The sequence below is a fragment of the Labrys sp. LIt4 genome (genome assembly GCF_017813775.1).
Taxonomy (GTDB): domain Bacteria; phylum Pseudomonadota; class Alphaproteobacteria; order Rhizobiales; family Labraceae; genus Labrys; species Labrys okinawensis_A.
In genome coordinates, this window is record NZ_JAGIPY010000002.1 from 26,161 (window position 1) to 45,937 (window position 19,777).

The window sequence follows — 19,777 nt, forward strand, 5'->3', positions numbered from 1 at the left end:
TGTGATACGCAATATCAGCGCGATCCCGCGTCTGCGGAGCGGCATTGCATGCCGTAGCGCGCGCGGGATGACATCGTTTCGGAAAGATTGGCCGTGACCGGACTGCGGAAATTGATCCGAACCACGGCCTTCAAGCTGATGGCCGCCTATCTGCTGGTCTTCACGCTGTTCGCGGCCTCGCTGCTGGGCTATTTCTTCTGGAATGCGCAGCGTCTGCTCGGCTCGCAGATCAGCAATTCCATCAATGCCGAGATCAACAGCCTCAGTGACGAATATGCCCAGGGCGGCGTGATGCTGCTGGCCTCCACCATCGAGGCCCGTACCCGCCGGCCTGGCTCGCTGCTCTACCTGCTCACCACGCCGCAGGGGGAAGCGCTCGTCGGCAATGTCAGCGAACTGCCCGATGGCGTGCTCGACAAGCCGGGTCTCAGCAATATTCCCTACCGTCGCGACGACGGCGGCAAGGCAGGCCCGCGTACGGCGCTGGTGCGCGTTTTTGCCTTGCAGGACGGCTACAAGCTGCTGGTCGGCCTGGATCTCGACGAGCAGAGCCGCGTGCGTGCGATCATGTTCAACGCGGCGCTGTGGTCAGTCGGCCTGATCATGCTGCTGGGCGTGGCCGGCGGCTGGTTCGTGGCGCGGCGAGTGCTGCATCGCCTCGATGATATCAACGCGACCAGCCGTTCCATCATGGATGGCGACCTCGGCCGCCGCCTCAAGGTCGCCGGGACGGACGATGAATTCGACCGGCTGGCCTCGACGACCAATGCCATGCTGGATCGCATCCAGGAACTGATGGCGGGCCTCAAGGAAGTTTCCGACAACATCGCCCATGATCTCAAGACGCCGTTGACACGCCTGCGCAATCACGCCGAGGAAGCGTTGCGAACGGCGAAGGACGAGGATGCCTATCGCGCCGCGCTCGACCGTACCATCGAGGAGTCGGAGGGGCTCATCGGCACCTTCAACGCCCTCCTGATGATCGCGCGGGCGGAGGGCGGCCGTATCGACGGGGCGCTCAGCGAGTTTGACGTCGCCGAGGCCGTGCACGCGGTGGCGGAGCTCTACGAACCCGTTGCCGAGGAGAGCGGTGCCAGGATCGTGGTGGCGGCGAAGTCGCCCTTGCTGTTGCGCGGCAATCGGGAACTGGTCAGCCAGGCGCTGGCCAATCTCATCGACAATGCCCTCAAATACAGCCCCAAGGAGGAAGGCGGGCCGGCCGGCGACGTGACGATCGCGGCCGAGAAGCGCGAAGGACGCGTCATTCTCAGCGTGGCCGACCATGGCGCCGGTATTCCCCAGGCCGACCGGCAGAGGGTGCTGGAGCGCTTCGTGCGGCTGGAATCGAGCCGCACGCGCCCCGGGTCCGGCCTTGGCCTGGCGCTCGTCTCCGCCATGGTGAAGCTGCATGGCGGCACTATCCGTCTGGAGGACAACCAGCCGGGTTTGCGCGTGGTGCTGGAACTGCCCGACAGGCCTACCGAGGAGCCGACCCCATCCAAGCTCGCCCTGCGTCGCCCCGGTCTGCGTGTTCGCTCCTGAACCGAACACCCGTTTCGAGGCATGCAGGATCGTGATGCCGGCGTCCGAAGCCGGCCATTTGCGCATGCGGATCGTTTGGGCCAATGCTATCGCGAAGGAACGACACCAAGAGCGTGAAAGCAGGGCGAGGCGACGACGATGATTCCCATTGAAGACAAACGTCGCGTCAAAGCTCGCTTCGCCGATCTGGCGCAGGCGCTGGATCCGGGGGCCCAACCGGCCGTGGCCGCGGCGATGGAAGGCGGGGCGGGTCATGCCGTGCTGGCCGGGCTCGCCACCGCTTCGCCCTTCCTGTGGGGCCTGGCCCTGGCCGATCCCGCCCGCCTGGAACGCATTCTGGCAGGCACCCCCGCAGCCGTGCTCGAAGAGGCGATCGCCCGTGCCAGGGCGCAGTGCAGCGCCGCAGCCGATATGGCCGAGGCCATGCGGGCGCTGCGGCTGCTCAAGCAGGAAGCGGCCTTGCTGATCGGCATCGCCGATCTCGGCTGCGTCTGGCGCCTTGCCGAGGTCACGGCCGCCCTGACTCGCGTGGCCGATGAAAGTGCGACGCTGGCTTTGCGTTTCCTGCTGCGCGAGGCAATTGCCGCAGGCCGCTTCCTGCCGCCCGATCCTGAAAATCCCGACCGGGATTGCGGCCTCGTGGCATTGGCGATGGGCAAGCAGGGGGCGTTCGAGCTCAATTATTCATCCGATATCGACATGATCGTTCTCTACGATCCCGAAACGGCGCCCCTGCGCGACGGGCTGGAGCCGGCGCCCTTTTTCGTGCGTCTGACGCAGGGGCTGGTCAAGCTGTTGTCCGAGCGCACGGCCGATGGCTATGTCTTCCGGGTGGACCTGCGTCTGCGACCCGATCCTGGGGCCACCGCGATCGCGATCTCGCTTCCCGCCGCCTATGGCTATTATGAAAGCGTCGGGCAGAACTGGGAGCGGGCGGCGATGATCAAGGCGCGGCCCTGCGCCGGTGACATCGCGCTGGGCGAGCGCTTCCTCGCCGGGCTGGTGCCCTTCATCTGGCGGCGTCATCTCGATTATGCCGCCATTGCCGATGTGCATGCCATGAAGCGGCAGATCCACGCCCATAAGGGCCATGAGGCCATCGCCGTTGCCGGACATAATCTCAAGCTCGGTCGCGGCGGCATCCGGGAGATCGAGTTCTTCGTGCAGACCCAGCAACTCATCGCCGGCGGCCGCAATCCCGATCTGCGCGGACGCGGCACCGTCGCCATGCTCGCCGCCCTGCAGGAAGCCCGCTGGATCACGCCCGAGGCACGCGACGAACTGACGGAGGCCTATGACTTTCTGCGCGGGCTCGAGCATCGCCTGCAAATGATGGCTGACGAGCAGACCCATAGCCTGCCGGCGGAGAAACAGGCGCTCGTGGAGTTTGCCCGCTTTGCCGGTTATGCCGATGTCGAAGCCCTTTCAAAGGCGCTGATCGCCCGCCTGGAGACTGTCCAGCGGCATTATGCCCGCCTGTTCGAGGCCTCGGCGCCGCTCGCCAGCGATGTCGGCAGCCTGGTTTTCACCGGCAAGGAGAATGATCCTGAGACGCTGAAGACCCTGGAGCGCCTGGGCTATGCCTCGCCGTCGCAGGTGGCGGAGATGATCCGTGGCTGGCATCATGGGCGCTACCCCGCCATGCGCTCGGCCAAGGCGCGCGAGGATCTCACCGAGCTCACGCCCGCCTTGCTGCAGGCGCTGGCCAAGGAGGGCCGGCCCGACAAGGCTCTGTTCGTGTTCGACGGGCTGCTCGCCCGTATGCCGTCGGGCTACCAGCTCTTTTCGATCCTGCGCAACAACGCCAAGCTGTTTTCCGTGCTTGCGCGCGTGCTCGGCGTAGCGCCGCGCCTCGCCGAGGTGCTGGTGCGGCGTCCCCACGCGCTGGACGGCCTGCTCGATCATGGCGCCGAGGGAGATGACGCTCAGGCCTGGATCGATTCTCGCCTCGCCGGCGCGCTGGCGACGGGCGAGAGCTATGAGGACAAGCTCGACCTGGTGCGGATCTTCGTGCGCGAGCGCATTTTCGTGCTCGGCGCGCGCCTGCTGTCCGGGGAGCTCGATCCCCTGCTGGTCGGCGAGCAGATCACCGCCCTGGCACAGGCGGTGGTCAGGGCCTTGCTCGACCTCGTCATCGCCGAGCTGAAGCAGGCTCATGGCAGCCCGCCTGGCGCCCGCGTCGGCATCCTCGCCATGGGCAAGTTCGGCGGGCGGGAGCTGACCTCATCCTCCGATCTCGATCTGATCGTGCTCTATGACCACGATCCCGATGCCATTGAAACGGACGGGCCGCGCGCGATCGCGCCTTCCGTTTGGTTCGCCAGGCTGACCCAGAGGCTGATCGCCGCGCTCTCGGCTCCGACGGGAGAAGGGACGGCCTTCTCCGTCGACATGCGGCTGCGCCCCTCCGGGCAGAAAGGGCCGGTCGCCATCCATATCGACGGGTTCAGGGAATACCAGCTCAAGGAAGCCTGGACCTGGGAGCATATGGCGATGACGCGGGCGCGCATCGTGGCGGGGGATGCCGAATTCGGGCGGCTGATCGAGGAAACGATCGCCGGGATCCTCGCCGTCGAGCGTGAGCCCCGCAAGATTCTCACGGACGTCGCGGAGATGCGGGCCTTGCTCGAAAGCGAGAAGGGCGGGCGCGGGTCCTGGGACCTGAAGAATGCGCCGGGCGGCCTGGTGGATATCGAATTCATCGCTCAGACCCTGCAGCTCCTGCATGCGGCCGAGCATCCCGGCATGCTCGATGTCAATACCGGCAGGGCCCTCGACAAGGCTTTGGAAGCCGGAGTGCTCACCAAGACGGCGCATCGGCGTCTCCTCGAAGCCTGGCGGCTCTATACGGCTCTCTCCCAGGTGATCCGTTTTTGCGTCGGCGGCACTCTCGATCCGGACAAGACCTCCGAGAGCGGCAAGATCCTGCTCAGCCGCGTGGCCGACTGCAGCGATTTCGACGAACTCAACGCCGTCATCGGCGTGACGCAGACGCAGGTGCGGGATGTCTTCAGACAGATCGTCGGAGGGACGTAGGCCTGCTGCCCGGGGGCGCCGCCCCTTCATCCCCGCCCTCCTCCGAGCGGGCTCGATTTTACCGCCGGGACGTGGAAGAATATCGTCGATCATCGCTCCCGCCTGGGAGCCGTCATTGGGAGATTTCTGCCAATGAGTGACACCGACCTTCGCCCTCGGACGAGGACCGACCGGAAGACCCAGCGGCCGCGGCTGCACAAGGTCATCCTGGTCAATGACGACTATACGCCCCGGGAATTCGTCGTGGTCGTGCTCAAGGCCGAATTTCGCATGAACGAGTCACAGGCTTACCGCGTTATGCTTACCGCCCATCAAAGAGGCGTCTGCGTGGTGGCCGTGTTCGCGCGCGACATTGCCGAGACGAAGGCTACCCGAGCGACGGAGATGGCGCGCAGCCAGGGCTATCCCCTGTTGTTCACGACGGAGCCGGAAGAATGAGCACGCCTCGCACGACACAGTCCTATGATGCCGAGATCGCGATCATCCGCGAGAACATCCGCCAGTTGATGGAGCAGGCGGCGGCATCTTCGGGAGCCGCCAACGAGGACCTCCTGGCCGACCGCATCGCGGCCCAGGAGGCCCGGCTGGCAGCGCTGCAGCAGCAGATGGATGGCGCGCGCGGAGCCGGTGAGGGAAGCAGCGGCCAAGCCTGACCGGGTAGAAGCTGGCCGAGGCGGTTGGGCAGCGATGTCAGTGCAGCAAGGCTGCCGATGCAGCCCGTGTCGGTACGGACCGCATCAGGACAGGCGTGGCCGGTTCGACCGCCGGACGCGTCGCTTCGACCGGCAGCACCACCATGACGACGGTGCCGACGCCCAGGGAGGAGCGAATACGGATTGAGCCGCCATGCAGCTCCGCCAGCGATTTTGCGATGGAAAGGCCGAGGCCCGATCCCTTATGCGTCTTGGTGAACTGGGTCTGGACCTGCTCGAAAGGCCGGCCCAGTTTGCCGATCGCCTCCGCCGGTATGCCGATGCCTGAATCCTCGACATAGAGGGCGATCCGCTCGCCGTGCTGACGGATGCGCACGCCGATCCTGCCCCCCTCCGGCGTGAACTTGATGGCATTGGACAGAAGATTGTTCATGATCAGGCGCAGGGCGCGGCGATCGGCCTGCAGGTTGACGCCATTGCTCCAAGAGGGGTGGAGGCTGAGCTTCTTGGCTTCCGCCTCCGGGCGGATAGATCGCAGAAGATCGCCGAGCAGCCTGTCGGCCGCCACCAGTTCGCGTTGCAGCGTGACCTCGCCCGCCTCGATCTTCGACATTTCGAGGATGTCATCCACGAAGTTCAGGAGATAGCGCCCGCTGTCGTTGATGTCCTTGCAATAGCCGACATAGCGCGGCTGGCCGAGCGCGCCGAAGGTGCCGTTTTCCATCAATTCGGAAAAGCCGATGATGGCATTGAGCGGTGTGCGCAGCTCATGGCTCATATTGGCGAGGAATTCCGATTTGGCCCGGTTGGCGGACTCGGCCTTGATCTTCTCCTCGGCATATTTTTCCGCGAGCTCGGCCAATTCTTGGGTCTGGCGTTCGAGGACCTGCCGGGAACGCTTGAGGTCGGCAATCATGCCGATCAGGCTGCGCTCGCTGTCCATCAGCCGGGTCTGCTGTTCCTTCAGCGAGGTGATGTCGGTGCCGACGGAGACATAACCACCATCCTTGGTGCGCCGTTCGTTGATGGTGAGCCAGCGGCCATCCTGGAGCTGGGCTTCGAAGGTGCGCGCCCCCCGCTCGATCGGGGCGTTGGGGGACATGTTGGTGCGCACCACCGGTTGGGAGCCGGCCTCGACGATGGCGCTGTAATGGGTGCCGGGACGGACCAGGCCATCCGGCAGATTATGCAGGGCCTGGAATTTGGAATTGCAGATCACCAGGCGGTTGCCGGCGTCCCACAGGACGAAAGCTTCCGAGATGGTCTCGATGGCGTCCCGCAGGCGCAGATCCGCCCGCTTGGTGTGCTCTGCGAAGCGGCGCTCCTCGGTCTCGTCGACGACGATGCCGATCAGCCGCTTATTGCCCTGCGGGCCGTAGACCAGCTCGCCGCGCACGCGCACGAAGATCCATTCCCCATTGGCGCAGCGCATGCGGAAGCGCCGGTCGATGGCAAGCGGTGGGTCCTTGGCCAGCAACTCGGCGGAGAGGGAGCGCAAGCCGCCATCGTCGATATGAATGAGCCGATCGATGTCGCTGTGGACGAGAAGATCGTCCTGCGGCTCATAGCCGAGCAGATGGAACATCGAATCCGACCAGAACACGCGCCCGGCTTCGAGATCCCAGTCCCACAGGCCCGAACGCCCGCGGCTGAGCGCGGTTTCCAGGCGGTTGCGCACATTGTTGTAGATGTCGTCGGCCCGGCGCGCCCGCGAGGCCTGCCAGTAATAGGCGAAGCCCAGGATCAGCAGCACGCCGCCGGTCGTGGTGGTGAAGACGAGCAGACGACCGCTCAGGGCGTACCAGCCCTCCAGGATATCGTCGATCGGCCTGGCCGCGACGATGCGCAGGCTTTCGCTGGTGCCGATCGAGGCAAGCATGGCGGTGCCGCCGACCGTGACGGTCGACCGGCCGCTGACGCGATCGCCGATTGCACCGATCAGGCCGGCGACATCGCCATTGTCGTTGACCAGGCGCCCCTGCGGCGTGATCACCGCAAGAAGGGTGTGCTCGGGAGCGGTGATCGCGGCACGGGTCGGCACCCGGCCGCTCTGGGCGACGATTGCGCTCAGCTGCGCCGCGGCGGCCGAGACGATGAGATCGAGGTTGCGCCCGGCATCCTGCATGGCTTGCCGGCGGCTGTCCCGGGCCTGGATGAAGGCGGCGAGGGCAATGACGGTGAGAAAGGCGATGATCAGCAAGGGCACGGCCTTGCGCAGGATCGGTTCAAGTCCGATCAGTCGCCGATAGGTTGGACAGACCAGTGTCTTCGCAAGGCCCCGGATCCCCGGCGCGCGCAAAGACGCATGTGTCGCGTTTGCACGCGCCATTGCTTAGCCCTTCCAGCCTTATCTGAGAATTTGCGATAGGGCAGATGGTCATCACCGCCCCCGAATCGATAAGGCTATAAGAATCAACCTTCACGTGATTTGTCTAGAGTCGCCGTGAACACTTTTTTAATTATTTGTGTCCGTTTGCGGCTGAAAAGCGAAGAATTCGCGCCCGATTCAAGACAAAATCTTGATCGTTCGGCTACATCTATGGGGATGAAAACTCACCGCCACAAGATATGGTGGGATGCGGCTGCTTTTCGTCGGATGCAGCCTATGAATGCTTCCCTAGAGGCACCAGTACTCTCGATTGCAACGGTCCGCAGGAGCCGAGCCGATCGCATAGTTGCAATGATTGCTTCATGCAAGTGATCTTTGCGCGATGTCGGCAACGTCGCGCGACAATCCCGGGCGCCTTGCGATATCGCGCAAGGTCGCCGCCGCCAGGGTGCGCCTGCCCTGCTCGAGGGAGCGCCAGGTCTTGAACGCGACGAGGAGCCGGGCTGCCAATTGCGGGTTCTTCGGGTCGATGGCCAGGATGATGTCGGCAACGAAGCGATAGCCTTCGCCGTCGGGGCGATTGAACTGCGTCTGATTGGCGGAACAGAACGTGCCGATCAAGGCCCTGACGCGATTGGGATTTTGCAGGGAGAAGGCAGGATCGTGCATGAGTTCCTTGACGCGGTCCAGTGTGGCTTCGAGCGGCAGCATTGCTTGCACGCCCATCCATTTGTCGATGACCAGCGGATCGTCGTCGTAGCGTTGGCGGAAATTGCGCAGGGCCCGCTCGCCGGCCGGCGTGGCGGAAAGGGCCAGCGTGGCCAGCGCCGCCATTTCGTCGGTCATGTTGTCGGCGTTGTCGAATTGCGTTGTGGCTGCGTTGAGCGCCTGCGATGTGCCGCCGGCGCAGACCAGATCGAGTGCTCCGTTACGCAGGGAGCGTCGTCCCGCATCGGCCGCCTGGGGCGAATAGGGGCCCGGCACCGTCATGATTTCGATCGTGTGCAGCAATTCGGCCTGCAGTTCGCGGGCCAGCGTCTGCCGCAGGATCGAGCGAGCTTGATAGACCGCCTGGGGATCGACATCACTGCCGATCTCGCGGGCGATGTCGGTCTCGCTGGGCAAAGCGAGGGAGAGTGCGGTGAAGGCCGGATCGGCGGCTCCCGCGGCAAGGAGGCCGCGGACGGCCGCGATGAAGCGCGGGTCGACCGGCGTCGCCGGGTTTTTGACCAGCCGCAGCAGCAGCTTGAGTGCGTAGCTCTGGGAGGCCTGCCAGCGATTGAAGGGGTCGCTGTCGGCCTTGAGCAAAGTGAGCAGGGCCTCCTCGTCGAGCGTAACCGTGAGCTTGACCGGGGCCGAGAAGCCGCGCAACAGCGAGGGAACGGGGGCTTGGCGTACATTGCCGAACACGTAATTGCGCTCGGATTCGGCCAGGGCCACCAGACCGTCGAAGGGCTTGCCGTCGAGCGTGACGGGAAGATCGCCCTCCTCGCCGACAAGGCCGAGGCGGATCGGAAACAGCATGGGCTGCTTGTTGGGCTGCCCCGGTGTCGGCGGCAGAATCTGCTTCAGGCTGAGGTGGTAGGTGCCGGCCTGTTCGTCCCACCGTCCTTCGGCGCGGATCTCCGGCGTGCCCGACTGCTTGTACCAGAGCATGAACTGGCCGAGGTCGCGGCGGCTTGCCTCGGCGAAGCAGGTCAGGAAATCCTCGATGGTGACCGCTTGCCCGTCATGGCGCCGGAAATAGAGGTCCATGCCGGCGGCGAAGGCGTCATCGCCGATCAGGGTCTTGAGCATGCGCACGACCTCGGCGCCCTTCTCATAGACCGTGGCGGTATAGAAGTTGTTGATCTCGTTGTAGATTTCGGGGCGGACCGGATGGGCGAGGGGGCCGCCGTCCTCGGAGAATTGCTGGCTGCGCAGGAGCTTGACGTCATTGATGCGCTTGACGGGGCGCGAGCGCTGGTCGGAAGAGAATTCCTGGTCACGGAAGACCGTCAGGCCCTCCTTGAGGCAGAGCTGGAACCAGTCGCGACAGGTGATGCGGTTGCCGGTCCAGTTGTGGAAATATTCATGCGCGATAATGGCTTCAACGGCCGCGAAGTCGCTGTCCGTGGCCGTCTGGGGCAGGGCCAGCACGTATTTGTCGTTGAAGATATTGAGGCCCTTGTTCTCCATGGCGCCCATGTTGAAGTCGGACACGGCGACGATCATGAAGATATCGAGATCATATTCGCGGCCAAAGGCTTCCTCGTCCCAGCGCATGGAACGCTTGAGGGAATCCATGGCATAGGCGCAGCGATCTTCCTTGCCATGCTCGACATAGATCTCCAGCCGCACCTGTCGCCCGGAACGCGTGGTGAAGCTGTCCGCCACCATGGCGAGATCGCCGGCGACCATGGCGAAGAGGTAGGAAGGTTTCGGGAAGGGGTCGTGCCAGACGGCGTAATGGCGCCCGCCCTCCAGCGAGCCATGCTCGATCCGGTTGCCGTTGGCGAGCAGGACCGGTGCCTCCTGGAACGAGGCCTCGATCCTCGTGGTGTAGACCGCCAGCACGTCCGGCCTGTCGAGGAAATAAGTGATGCGCCGGAAGCCTTCGGCCTCGCATTGGGTGCAATAGGCCGAGTTGGAGCGGTAGAGCCCCATCAATTGGGTATTGGCAGACGGATCGAGGCGCGTCTCGATCGCCAGCGTGAAAGGCTCGGCGGGCGGCTGGTGAAGACTGAAACCATTGGGCGAAACCGAATAGGCTTCCGATGGCAGCGACACGCCGTCGAGCCAGGCCTCCTCGAAGACGAGGCTGTCGCCGTCGAGCTTCAAGGCTTCCGTTTCCGTGCTCTGCGGGTTACGTCGCAGCGTCAGGGTGGAAACGATGCGGGTCTGTGTCCGCTCGAGCCGGATGTCCAGATGCACCGTGTCGATCAGGAAGGCGGGGACCCGGTAATCGGCGAGGCGAACGGGTTCCAGGGCAGCTTCGGTCATAGGGGCTTCATTCCGGCAGGGACAATCTGAATCGTCTGTGCCTGCCATCATGGCGGATGTCCGGCCCGCGCCGCAACCCGGGCATTTTCCCATGGCGCGATATGATCCTCCATGATGTCGGGTCAATGTCGTGCCGGCCTCTTCTCCCAATCGCAAGATCGATCGGCTTTTCTCGAGACTGCCTTAGCCGACCACCGCAAGAATGGCCTTGGCCAGGTCCGGCGCGCGGTGGCGCAGCGGCCCTTGCAGCCTGCCATACAAGGTGAAGATGGCGGGCTGGGCGACGATGCCCAGCGCCATCGCCGTCAGCAGGTCGGCATCACGTTCGGGGATGTCGCCCCGGCGCATGGCGTCGGAGAAAATCGAGCGCACCGCCTCCACCACATTCTTTGCTGCTTCGTTGGGCACTTCCGCCAGATGAGTGTGCTGTGAAAGCAACAGGAAGGCGAAGAGGGCGCGATCCTCGTCGAACAAGGTGCAGAATACCTCGACGATGCGCCCGATCTTGGTGTCGAATTCGGCGTGGGCCTGATCCGCCGCGAGGATGTCACCGGCAAGCCTGGCATAGCCATCGAGGAAGAGGGAGCGCGACAGGGCATCCTTGGATGGGAAGTGGCGGTAGAGGGCAGCCTCCGCCACGCCCACGGCACCCGCGATGTCGCGGATCGAGGTCCCCGCCACGCCCTTCTGGGCAAACAGGCGCAGGGCCTCGGTCACGATCTTCGCGCGGGTCTTCGATCCGTCACGCATGGTTCCCGCCCGCTTCGTCTTGGATGGCCTTGGCCGGAGGCGGCACTTCCGGTTCGGCGGCCGTGTCGGCGAGGGCGTGGGAAGCGCCGGCGGAACGATCCGGTGCGGCAAGCGGGGCCGGCGGCGGCCGGTGGGCCTCCGGCTCGGCGCCATTGCCCTGCGCAGGAGGCGGCGCGGAGGGCTTGGGCGGATCGGGCAAGTCCGGCAGCGGGGCCGGCGGGGTGACCTTGGCCTCACCGGCGCCGGCATTGGCCTGGCGCTCCTTCAGCATCTTATTAAGGCCGACATAATCGGTCTTGCCGGTGCCCATCACCGGCATGGCGTCGATGATCATGATCTCCGAGGGGATCATCAACTCGGCGGCATGCTTGTAGCGCAGATGCGCGATCACGTCGGCGCGGTTGGCCTGCTTGTGCGGCGTGACCAGCACCAGGCGCTCGCCCTTGCGCGGATCGGGCGTGGCCAGCACGGCGACCGGGCTCTCCGGCCACAGGTCGGCAAGCATCGCCTCGACCGCGGCGAGCGAAACCATCTCGCCGCCGATCTTGGCGAAGCGCTTGGCCCGGCCCTTGATGGCGATGAAGCCCTGCGGATCGATGGTGACGATGTCGCCGGTGTCGTACCAGCCTCCTTCGGGCGCGGCGATTTCGCCGGGACGATCGGCCTTGAGATAGCCGAGCATCACGTTGGGGCCGCGCACATGCAGGCGCCCGCCTTCCTCGATGCCGGGGACCTCCTCCAGCCGCGTCTCCATGTCCGGCAGAGCCCGGCCGACGGTGCCGTTCTTATTGAACATCGGCGTGTTCAGGGCCAGTATCGGCGAGGTCTCGGTGACGCCATAGCCCTCCAGGATGCGCAGGCCGAACTTCTCGTTATAGGCCCGCCGCGTCTCTGCCTTCACAGGTTCGGCACCGGCCACGACATAGCGCAGCGAGCGGAAGTCGTAGGGATTTGCCATTTTGGCATAGCCGGCGAGGAAGGTATCCGTGCCGAACAACGCGGTGGCGTTGGTGCCGTAGATCAGCTCAGGGATGATGCGGTAGTGCAGCGGGGTCGGGTAGAGGTAGAGCCTGACGCCGTTGACCAGCGGCAGGATCATGCCGCCGGTCAGGCCGAAGGAATGGAAGACCGGCAGCGCGTTGAAGACGATGTCGCCGGGGCCGAAGTCGATGCGGGCACCGACCTGAGCGATGTTGGACAGGATGTTGCTGTGCGACAGCACCACACCCTTCGGCGCGCCCTCCGAGCCCGAGGTGAACAGGACGGCGGCGGGGGCGCCCGGGCCGGGCTTTGCATGGGCGCGCCCGGCGCCGAGGAGACCCCTCAGCTTGTCGGCGGTGCCGACCCCGGCGCGCACGTCCTCCAGCCAGACGAAGCGGACATGCGCCTCCATCGCGGCCACGACATCGCCGAGCCGGCCTTTCTCCACGAAGGCGCGGGACGACAGCACCGTCTTCACCTGCGCGGTCTTGCAGGCCGAGATCAGGTTGGCCTGGCCGGCCGAGAAGTTCAGCATGGCCGGGATACGGCCTGTCGACTGCAGGGCGAAGAAGGTGACCGCGACGGCATTGGCGTTGGGCAGGAGCACGCCGACATGCTCCCCCGGCGCGGTAAAGTCTACGAATTTGCGCCCGAGCACGTTGATGCCGATCAAGAGGCGCTTATAGGTGAGGGTGCCGCTGACCGGATCCTCCAGCACCACCCGCTTGCGGCCATATTTGTCGGCAGCCGCCACAAGGGCCCTGAAGAGATCGGTGTCGACGGAACTCGTTTTGTAGATGAGATCCGACATCACGTCGTAGAGGGCAGCGCCGGCGGCCTGGCGGCGCTTCTTGCCGCGCAGGTCCTCGTCGATGGTGAGGCGCGTGGGCTCGGTGAAGGTCACCGTCACCTTGGGGAACCAGCGGCGCGACACCTTGTTGGCGTCGAGCCTGGTGAAGGGCGTACGCTCCAGGCCGTCGATGCGCATGGGCACGATGTCGGCATGCGACTTGTCGGCGATCAGGCCGGCGCCGTCATAGACCTTCATCAGTGCGCCGGTGACGGTAAGGCGTCCCTCGGGGAAGATCACCAGGGTCTCGCCGGCCTTCACCGCATTGATCAGCCCACGCGTCGCCATCGGCTTGGTCGGGTCGAGCGGGTAGGCCCGGCAGATCTTCAGGAAGGGCTTGACCCACCAGGCCTTGGCGATGGTGTGGTCGATGGCGAATACGGGATCCTTGTCGAGCAGAGCCAGGACGAGGCCGGCATCGAGGAAGCTGACATGGTTGATCGCGATGATGCGATGGGGGGTCGGCGTCTCCAGGTTCTCGATGCCCTTGACCTCGAGCCGATAGAGCAGCCGGTAGAGCAGCAGGATGAAGTCGCGGAACCGGCTCATCGGCAGCACATAGAGCAGGACGATGCCGGCGATGATGTTGAGGATGGCGATGCCAAGGAAGGCCGTCGGGGTGGTCAGTCCGAATTGGGCCTGCAACAGGGACAGGCCGCCAGCACCCGCCACCATGAAAATGGCGGTGATGACATTGCCACCGGCGATGACGCGAGCACGTTCATCCTTGGGAGCCCAGTGCTGCACGGCGGCATAGGCGGGAACGATGAACAGACCTGCGGCAACGGCCGTCAGGATCAGCACGATCGTGGTCTGGATGCCGTTGGCGCTGGCAAGGTAGCTCGCGATGCTCAAGGGCACCTCAGAGCGCGTGGTTGCGAAGGCGATCAAGGCCACGACGAGGCAGAACACGCCCATCAGGATGCAGCCGATCGGCGAGAGCAGCAGGATGATGCGGCCGGCGGCGAGACGGGCTGCCAGGATCGAGCCGAGAGCAATGCCAATCGAGAAAGCGGTGAAGAACAGCGAGTTCACCGTATTATCGCCGCCGATGACGTCGTGGGCGAGCGAGGTCGTCAAAGACAGGATGACAATGCCGATCAGCCAGAACCAGGCGACGGCGAGGGAGCCGATCAGGAGCTTGCGGTCGTCTGCGACCAGACGAACCAGCTGATAGCTGGAGCGTACGATGTTCCAGTCCACCTTGAGGTCTGGCGCCGCTTGGCCGGTCGGTGGAATAGCGCGGGCGAACCACCAGCAGGCCACGGCGATCACGACCATGACGCCGGCCACCAGGGGGCTGGGCAGATCGGGCGCCACGATATTGGCGCCGAGCGTGCCGATCAGGATCGAAAGGAAGGTGCCGGCCTCGATCAGGCCGTTGCCGGCAGGCAATTCCTCTGGGGCGAGATGGTCGGGCAGGATGCCGTATTTGACCGGTGTGAACAGGGTACCCAGGACGCCCATCGCCAACATGCTAAAGAGCAATACGGGAACCGAATGCATTGCGAAGCCGACGGCAGCGATGGCAATGATGACGATCTCGACCAGCTTGATGCGCTGCGCCACCACGGCCTTGTCGTAGCGATCGGCCATTTGGCCCGCCAGACCGGACAGGAGCAGCCCTGGCGCCACCAGCAGGGCGCTCGCCAGCGAGACCAGGCTGTTGCTGCCTTCCATCGGGGCCGTCTGGGCTATGCCGTAAACAGCCAGGACGATGAGGGCCTGCTTGATGAAATTGTCATTGAAGGCGCTGAAGAACTGGCTCCAGAACAGGGGCCAGAAGCGGCGGGCGGACATCAGCGATGCGAGCATCGGCTTGGGTTCCTGGATGGGCGCGTGGCGGCGCGGGAGAATCGCATTTTAAGTTAGCGTTCGTTCACTAACTTAAAATATATGGTAAACCGCGTCAAGAAGAGGATGGTTTGCCGATATCGGCATGTGCGCCGTGGCACAACCGAAGGGCGATCGCCGGCTTGGCCGCGCGGGCAGATTATCCTTCACGCCGGATGACGTCCAGAAACAGGCTGCCATAGCGTTCGAGCTTGGCCTGGCCGACACCGGGCAGGGCCAGAAATTCGGACAGGCTGCCCGGGCGTTCGCTCGCCATGGCGCGGAGCGTGGTGTCGGCGAAGATCATGTAGGGCGGCACGCTCTGTTCGCGGGCGAGCCGGCTGCGCTCGGCCCGAAGGGCGGCGAACAGGGCGCCGTCGCGTTCCGACATCTCGATCTCGCCGCGCCGGGCGCGTTTTGCCTCGGTGCTCTTGCGCGGCCGGTCCCGGCGGAAGATGATCTGCCGCTCGCCCTTGAACACGGCCCGCGCCTCCTCGGCCAGGATCAGGGCGCCATGGGCCTCGTGGTCGACATTGACCAGGCCGGCCGCGGTAAGCTGGCGCAGCACCGATTGCCAGGTGCGCGCCTCGATATCCTTGCCGGCCCCGAAGACGGGCTGGTTGTCGTGGCCGAAACGCTGGACCTTCTCGGTGACTCTGCCGGTGAGCACATCGATGATGTGGGCGGCGCCGAACATCTGGCCGGTGCGGTAGATCGCAGCCATCGCCTTGACGGCGGCATCGGTGCCGTCCCAGCTCTCGACCGGCGAAAGGCAGGTATCGCAATTGCCGCAGCGGCCGGGATGGGCCTCGCCGAAATGGGCCAGGATAGCCTTGCGCCGGCATTCGACGGTTTCGCAGATGCCGAGCAGGGCGTTGAGCTTGCCGAGTTCGACCCGCTTCACCGTCTCCGGTGCGTTGCCTTCCTGGATCATGCGGCGGCGCTGGACCACGTCGGCCATGCCGTAGCTCATCCAGGCATCCGAGGGCAGGCCGTCGCGTCCGGCCCGGCCCGTCTCCTGGTAATAGGCTTCCACCGAGGCCGGAATGTCGAGATGGGCGACATAGCGCACGTCCGGCTTGTCGATGCCCATGCCGAAGGCGACGGTGGCGACCAGGCAGAGGCCTTCTTGCTCGAGGAAGGCGTCCTGGTTGGCGCTGCGAACACCGGCTTCCAGGCCGGCATGATAGGGCAAGGCGCGGATGCCTTGCTCGTTCAGCCACTGCGCCGTTTCCTCGACCTTGGCGCGCGACAGGCAATAGACGATGCCGCTATCGCCCTTGTGGCCGGCAAGGAAGGCCAGCAATTGCCGGCGGGCATTGTCTCGCTCGACGATGGCATAGCTGATATTGGGCCGGTCGAAGCTGGTGGCGAAGACTTCGGCCTCATTCAGACCGAGTCGCTCGATGATGTCGGCGCGGGTGACCGGATCGGCCGTGGCGGTGAGGGCGATGCGCGGCACGCCGGGAAAGGACGCGGCGAGGCCGCCGAGCTCGCGATATTCGGGCCGGAAGTCGTGGCCCCACTGGCTGACGCAATGGGCCTCGTCGATGGCGAAGAGCGCGATGTCGGCATCGGCGATCAGCGATTGGAAGCCTTGCGTCGCCACGCGTTCGGGGGCGACGTAGAGCAGGTCGAGCTGGCCGTCCATCAGCGAGCGGCGGACCTTGTAGGCCTCCTCGCGCGACAGCGACGAATTGAGCGCCGCGGCGCGCACGCCGGCCTGCTTGAGGGCTTCGACCTGATCGCGCATCAGAGCGATCAGCGGCGAGACCACGATGCCGACGCCGCGCCGGCACAGGGCCGGGATCTGGTAGCACAGCGATTTGCCCGCTCCCGTCGGGAACAGCACCACCGCATCGCCGCCCCCGGTGACATGGCGCACCACCGCCTCCTGCTGGCCACGAAAAGCCGCGTAGCCAAATACGCTGTTGAGGACGGCGAGAGGATCTCGGGGAGATGAGAGGGTCATGCCTGCAGGATGCGCCTTCGATGCCTGATTCCATTCCATGGCGTTCGGTGAGGCTTACCCGACCAGGCTCGTGATTCGAAAATCTCTGGCATTGGATTCCTCCGCCGCCAGGCAATTCCGGTGGAATAATCTCGTTCGTCTGAGCGAACTCCGCTTCTGAGCGAGGATGCCGGCGGCTCCTGCGACGGAACTGAAGGGCTTGCTTGCGATCCCATAAGTTATGTTATAACATTTCATATAGATGGAAACTCAGTCGACCGCCATGGCATCGACATGCCCGTTTTCGCAATGGATCAAGGAATTCCGACATCATGAAGCCCGCGCCGCAAACCCCCGTCACCGTCCTCACCGGCTATCTCGGGGCAGGCAAGACCACGCTTCTCAACCGCATCCTCACCGAAAGCCACGGCAGTAGATATGCCGTCATCGTCAACGAGTTCGGCGAAGTCGGCATCGACAATGACCTCGTCGTCGATACGGACGAGGAAATCTTCGAGATGAACAATGGCTGCATCTGCTGCACGGTGCGCGGCGATCTCATTCGCATCATCGAGGGCCTGATGCGCCGGCGCGACCGCTTCGATGCCATCCTGATCGAGACGACGGGGCTGGCCGACCCCGCGCCGGTTGCCCAGACCTTTTTCGTCGACGACGACGTGCGCGCCAAGACCCGGCTCGATTCGATCGTCACGGTGGTGGACGCCCGCCATCTGCTCGGTGAGATCGAGAAGGCGCATGAGGCCCAGGAGCAGCTCGCCTTTGCCGATACGATCCTGCTCAACAAGATCGATCTGGTTTCACAGGAGGAGCTCGAACGGGTGGTGAAGCGGATCCGACGCATCAATCCCACCGCCAGCCTCCACGAAACGCGCCGCTGCGATATTGCCCTCTACAAGGTGCTCGGCCGCGGCGCCTTCGACCTCGACCGTATCCTCGAAGCCGAGCCCGATTTCCTCGAGGGCTTCCATGAGCACGAGCATGACGACCATGTCGGCAGCTTTGCCCTCGTGTCGCGAGAGCCGCTCGACCCAGGCAAATTCATGCCCTGGCTCAACACGATCGTGCAGCAATTCGGCACCGACATGCTGCGCATGAAGGGCATCGTCGCCTTCGACGGCGATCCCCAGCGCTTCGTCGTCCAGGGCGTGCATATGCTGCTCGAAGGCGATCATCAGCGCCCCTGGAAGCCCGGGGAGGAGCGCAGGAGCCGTCTGGTCTTCATCGGCCGCAATCTGCCGAGGGAGGTAATCGAGGAGGGTTTCCTGGCCTGCCGGATACCGGTGACGGAAGACGCGGGCTGAATCGGAAGGGCAGGGGCCGGCAGAGGCTGTTGCCCGCTGCATATTCGCTTGACCGCGCCGGCAACCCCCCGGTAACTGTGGCGTCGACGGTTCCCGTCGGATGCGAGTCCGACGGGAGTAATAGGGAACACGGTCCGGCTTTCTCCAAGCCCATGCCGTGGCTGCCCCCGCAACTGTAGGCGGAGTGCCGAGCATCCTCGTGGCGCGAAGAGCGCCATGCCACTGTGGGTCACCATGGGAAGGCAGAGGCAAGGCCTGTATCCGCGAGCCAGGAAACCTGCCGTCATCTCGATCAATCCCATGTCACGGGCGGGGATGCCCGGAACAGGAGACAATGTGACGTATCTTCCCGTCGTGTCGGGCCCTCGCCCGCCTGTTCCCTCCGCTTCGCACGACCGCGCCCTCCGCCACACCAGGGCCTGAGGACCATTCGCTGTCTTCGGCCTCTGCCGGAGGCGGCTGCTCCCCCCAATCGCGAACCGAGAGAACGTCATGACCTTTTCAACGAGCAAGGCCTGGAGCAAGGCCTGCTGGTCCAGCTTCGCCGCTCTGCTTGCCACTGGCCTCGGCCTGATGCTGGGCAACGACCCGGCGGCCGCTCAAGCGACGAAATATCCCCTCAAGCTCACCAATTGCGGCCGCACCGTCACCTTCGACCAGGCGCCCCGCCGCGCCGTATCCGTTGGCCAGAGCAGCACGGAGGTGCTCTATGTGCTCGGCCTTGCCGACAAGGTCGTCGGAACGGCGGTCTGGTTCGGCCCGGTGCTGCCCGGCTATGAGGAAGCCAATGCCAGGGTTCCGCGCCTGGCCGACAATGATCCGAGCTTCGAGAGCGTGATCGCCAAGAAGCCGGACCTCGTCACGGCCCAGTTCCAATGGCATGTCGGACCCAGCGGCATCGTCGGCAAACCGCAACAGTTCGAGGAACTGGGCATTCCCACCTATGTTTCGCCTGCCGATTGCGTCGGCAAGGACAATTCGGGTGGGGGCGACGGCACGCGCGGTACCCTCTTCACCATGGATCTGGTCTATCAGGAGATCACCGAACTCGCTGAGATCTTCGACGTGCAGGAGCGTGGGGCGAAAGTCGTCGCGGACCTGAGGGCGCGCGAGGAAGCCGCCCGCCGCAAGATCGCCGCCGGCGACGGCAAGGTCTCCGCGGCCTTCTGGTTCTCGAGCGCCAAGGTCGATGTCGATCCCTATATGGCCGGCAAGAACAGCGTGCCGGGCTATATCATGTCCGTGCTCGGTGTCCGCAACGTCGTGGAGAGCGAGGAGGAATGGCCGAGCGTCGGCTGGGAGACCATTGCCAAGGCCGATCCCACCATCATCGTCGCCGGCCGGATGGACCGTCGCCGCTATCCCGCGGACGATATCGCCGTGAAGCTGAATTTCCTCGAGACGGATCCGGTGGCGAGCCTGATGCCGGCGGTCAGGCAGGGACATGTCGTGGAGATGGATGTCCAGGCCATGCAGCCGAGCATCCGCATCGTCGACGGCATCGAAATGCTCGCCGATGCGATCCAGCGTTTCGGTCTGAAGCGCTGA

Annotated in this window: 11 protein-coding genes and 1 riboswitch; of the genes, 6 read left to right on the forward strand and 5 right to left on the reverse strand. The window is 64.7% G+C overall.

The window, feature by feature from the left end:
- Positions 1–93: 93 nt before the first annotated feature.
- The 4 genes from J8I29_RS03125 to J8I29_RS03140 all read left to right on the forward strand — a co-directional run bounded on the left by J8I29_RS03125 (position 94) and on the right by J8I29_RS03140 (position 5,231).
- Entirely contained in the window at positions 94–1,542 is a 1,449-nt protein-coding gene (locus J8I29_RS03125) for an ATP-binding protein (protein WP_105861979.1), read from the forward strand.
- Between the two features lie 138 nt (positions 1,543–1,680).
- Positions 1,681–4,578 carry a bifunctional [glutamine synthetase] adenylyltransferase/[glutamine synthetase]-adenylyl-L-tyrosine phosphorylase gene (locus tag J8I29_RS03130; RefSeq protein WP_209430599.1) on the forward strand — a complete coding sequence of 966 codons (2,898 nt, stop codon included), beginning with the start codon at positions 1,681–1,683 and terminating at the stop codon, positions 4,576–4,578.
- 132 nt (positions 4,579–4,710) lie between these two features.
- On the forward strand, positions 4,711–5,016 hold the full coding sequence (clpS, locus tag J8I29_RS03135; protein ID WP_105861756.1) for an ATP-dependent Clp protease adapter ClpS: 306 nt from the start codon (positions 4,711–4,713) through the stop codon (positions 5,014–5,016).
- On the forward strand, positions 5,013–5,231 hold the full coding sequence (locus tag J8I29_RS03140) for a hypothetical protein (RefSeq protein WP_105861757.1): 219 nt from the start codon (positions 5,013–5,015) through the stop codon (positions 5,229–5,231). The genes clpS and J8I29_RS03140 overlap by 4 nt, the downstream gene beginning before the upstream one ends.
- Before the next feature lie 37 nt (positions 5,232–5,268).
- On the opposite strand, the gene J8I29_RS03145 is transcribed toward J8I29_RS03140, so the two are convergent.
- The 5 genes from J8I29_RS03145 to recQ all read right to left on the reverse strand — a co-directional run bounded on the left by J8I29_RS03145 (position 5,269) and on the right by recQ (position 16,928).
- The gene (locus J8I29_RS03145; RefSeq protein WP_209430600.1) at positions 5,269–7,560 is read right to left on the reverse strand and encodes an ATP-binding protein; all 2,292 of its coding nucleotides are present in this window, start codon (positions 7,558–7,560) and stop codon (positions 5,269–5,271) included.
- Between the two features lie 360 nt (positions 7,561–7,920).
- Complete coding sequence (gene pepN, locus J8I29_RS03150; protein WP_209430601.1) at positions 7,921–10,542, reverse strand: aminopeptidase N; 2,622 nt, start codon at positions 10,540–10,542, stop codon at positions 7,921–7,923.
- A gap of 183 nt (positions 10,543–10,725) precedes the next feature.
- Entirely contained in the window at positions 10,726–11,292 is a 567-nt protein-coding gene (locus tag J8I29_RS03155; RefSeq protein WP_209430602.1) for a TetR/AcrR family transcriptional regulator, read from the reverse strand.
- Entirely contained in the window at positions 11,285–14,938 is a 3,654-nt protein-coding gene (locus tag J8I29_RS03160) for an acyl-[ACP]--phospholipid O-acyltransferase (RefSeq protein WP_209430603.1), read from the reverse strand. Before J8I29_RS03160 ends, J8I29_RS03155 begins: the two co-directional genes overlap by 8 nt.
- Positions 14,939–15,116: 178 nt before the next feature.
- Positions 15,117–16,928, reverse strand: a complete 1,812-nt coding sequence (gene recQ / locus J8I29_RS03165) for a DNA helicase RecQ (protein ID WP_245196630.1) — start codon at positions 16,926–16,928, stop codon at positions 15,117–15,119.
- 311 nt (positions 16,929–17,239) lie between these two features.
- On the opposite strand from recQ, the gene J8I29_RS03170 reads away from it, so the two are divergent.
- Together J8I29_RS03170 and J8I29_RS03175 are read left to right on the forward strand one after the other, a co-directional pair.
- Complete coding sequence (locus tag J8I29_RS03170; RefSeq protein ID WP_209430605.1) at positions 17,240–18,229, forward strand: GTP-binding protein; 990 nt, start codon at positions 17,240–17,242, stop codon at positions 18,227–18,229.
- Positions 18,230–18,299: 70 nt separating this feature from the next.
- Positions 18,300–18,529, forward strand: a riboswitch (cobalamin riboswitch).
- Positions 18,530–18,802: 273 nt separating this feature from the next.
- Entirely contained in the window at positions 18,803–19,777 is a 975-nt protein-coding gene (locus J8I29_RS03175) for an ABC transporter substrate-binding protein (protein WP_209430914.1), read from the forward strand.

What these genes read in the sequence shown, in the direction of transcription:
- J8I29_RS03170 (WP_209430605.1), top strand. Translation starts at nt 17,240, where the DNA reads ATGAAGCCCGCGCCGCAAACCCCCGTCACCGTCCTCACCGGCTATCTC.
- J8I29_RS03145 (WP_209430600.1), bottom strand. Translation starts at nt 7,560, where the DNA reads ATGGCGCGTGCAAACGCGACACATGCGTCTTTGCGCGCGCCGGGGATC.
- J8I29_RS03160 (WP_209430603.1), bottom strand. Translation starts at nt 14,938, where the DNA reads ATGCTCGCATCGCTGATGTCCGCCCGCCGCTTCTGGCCCCTGTTCTGG.
- pepN (WP_209430601.1), bottom strand. Translation starts at nt 10,542, where the DNA reads ATGACCGAAGCTGCCCTGGAACCCGTTCGCCTCGCCGATTACCGGGTC.
- J8I29_RS03130 (WP_209430599.1), top strand. Translation starts at nt 1,681, where the DNA reads ATGATTCCCATTGAAGACAAACGTCGCGTCAAAGCTCGCTTCGCCGAT.
- J8I29_RS03155 (WP_209430602.1), bottom strand. Translation starts at nt 11,292, where the DNA reads ATGCGTGACGGATCGAAGACCCGCGCGAAGATCGTGACCGAGGCCCTG.
- J8I29_RS03175 (WP_209430914.1), top strand. Translation starts at nt 18,803, where the DNA reads ATGCTGGGCAACGACCCGGCGGCCGCTCAAGCGACGAAATATCCCCTC.
- J8I29_RS03140 (WP_105861757.1), top strand. Translation starts at nt 5,013, where the DNA reads ATGAGCACGCCTCGCACGACACAGTCCTATGATGCCGAGATCGCGATC.
- recQ (WP_245196630.1), bottom strand. Translation starts at nt 16,928, where the DNA reads ATGACCCTCTCATCTCCCCGAGATCCTCTCGCCGTCCTCAACAGCGTA.
- clpS (WP_105861756.1), top strand. Translation starts at nt 4,711, where the DNA reads ATGAGTGACACCGACCTTCGCCCTCGGACGAGGACCGACCGGAAGACC.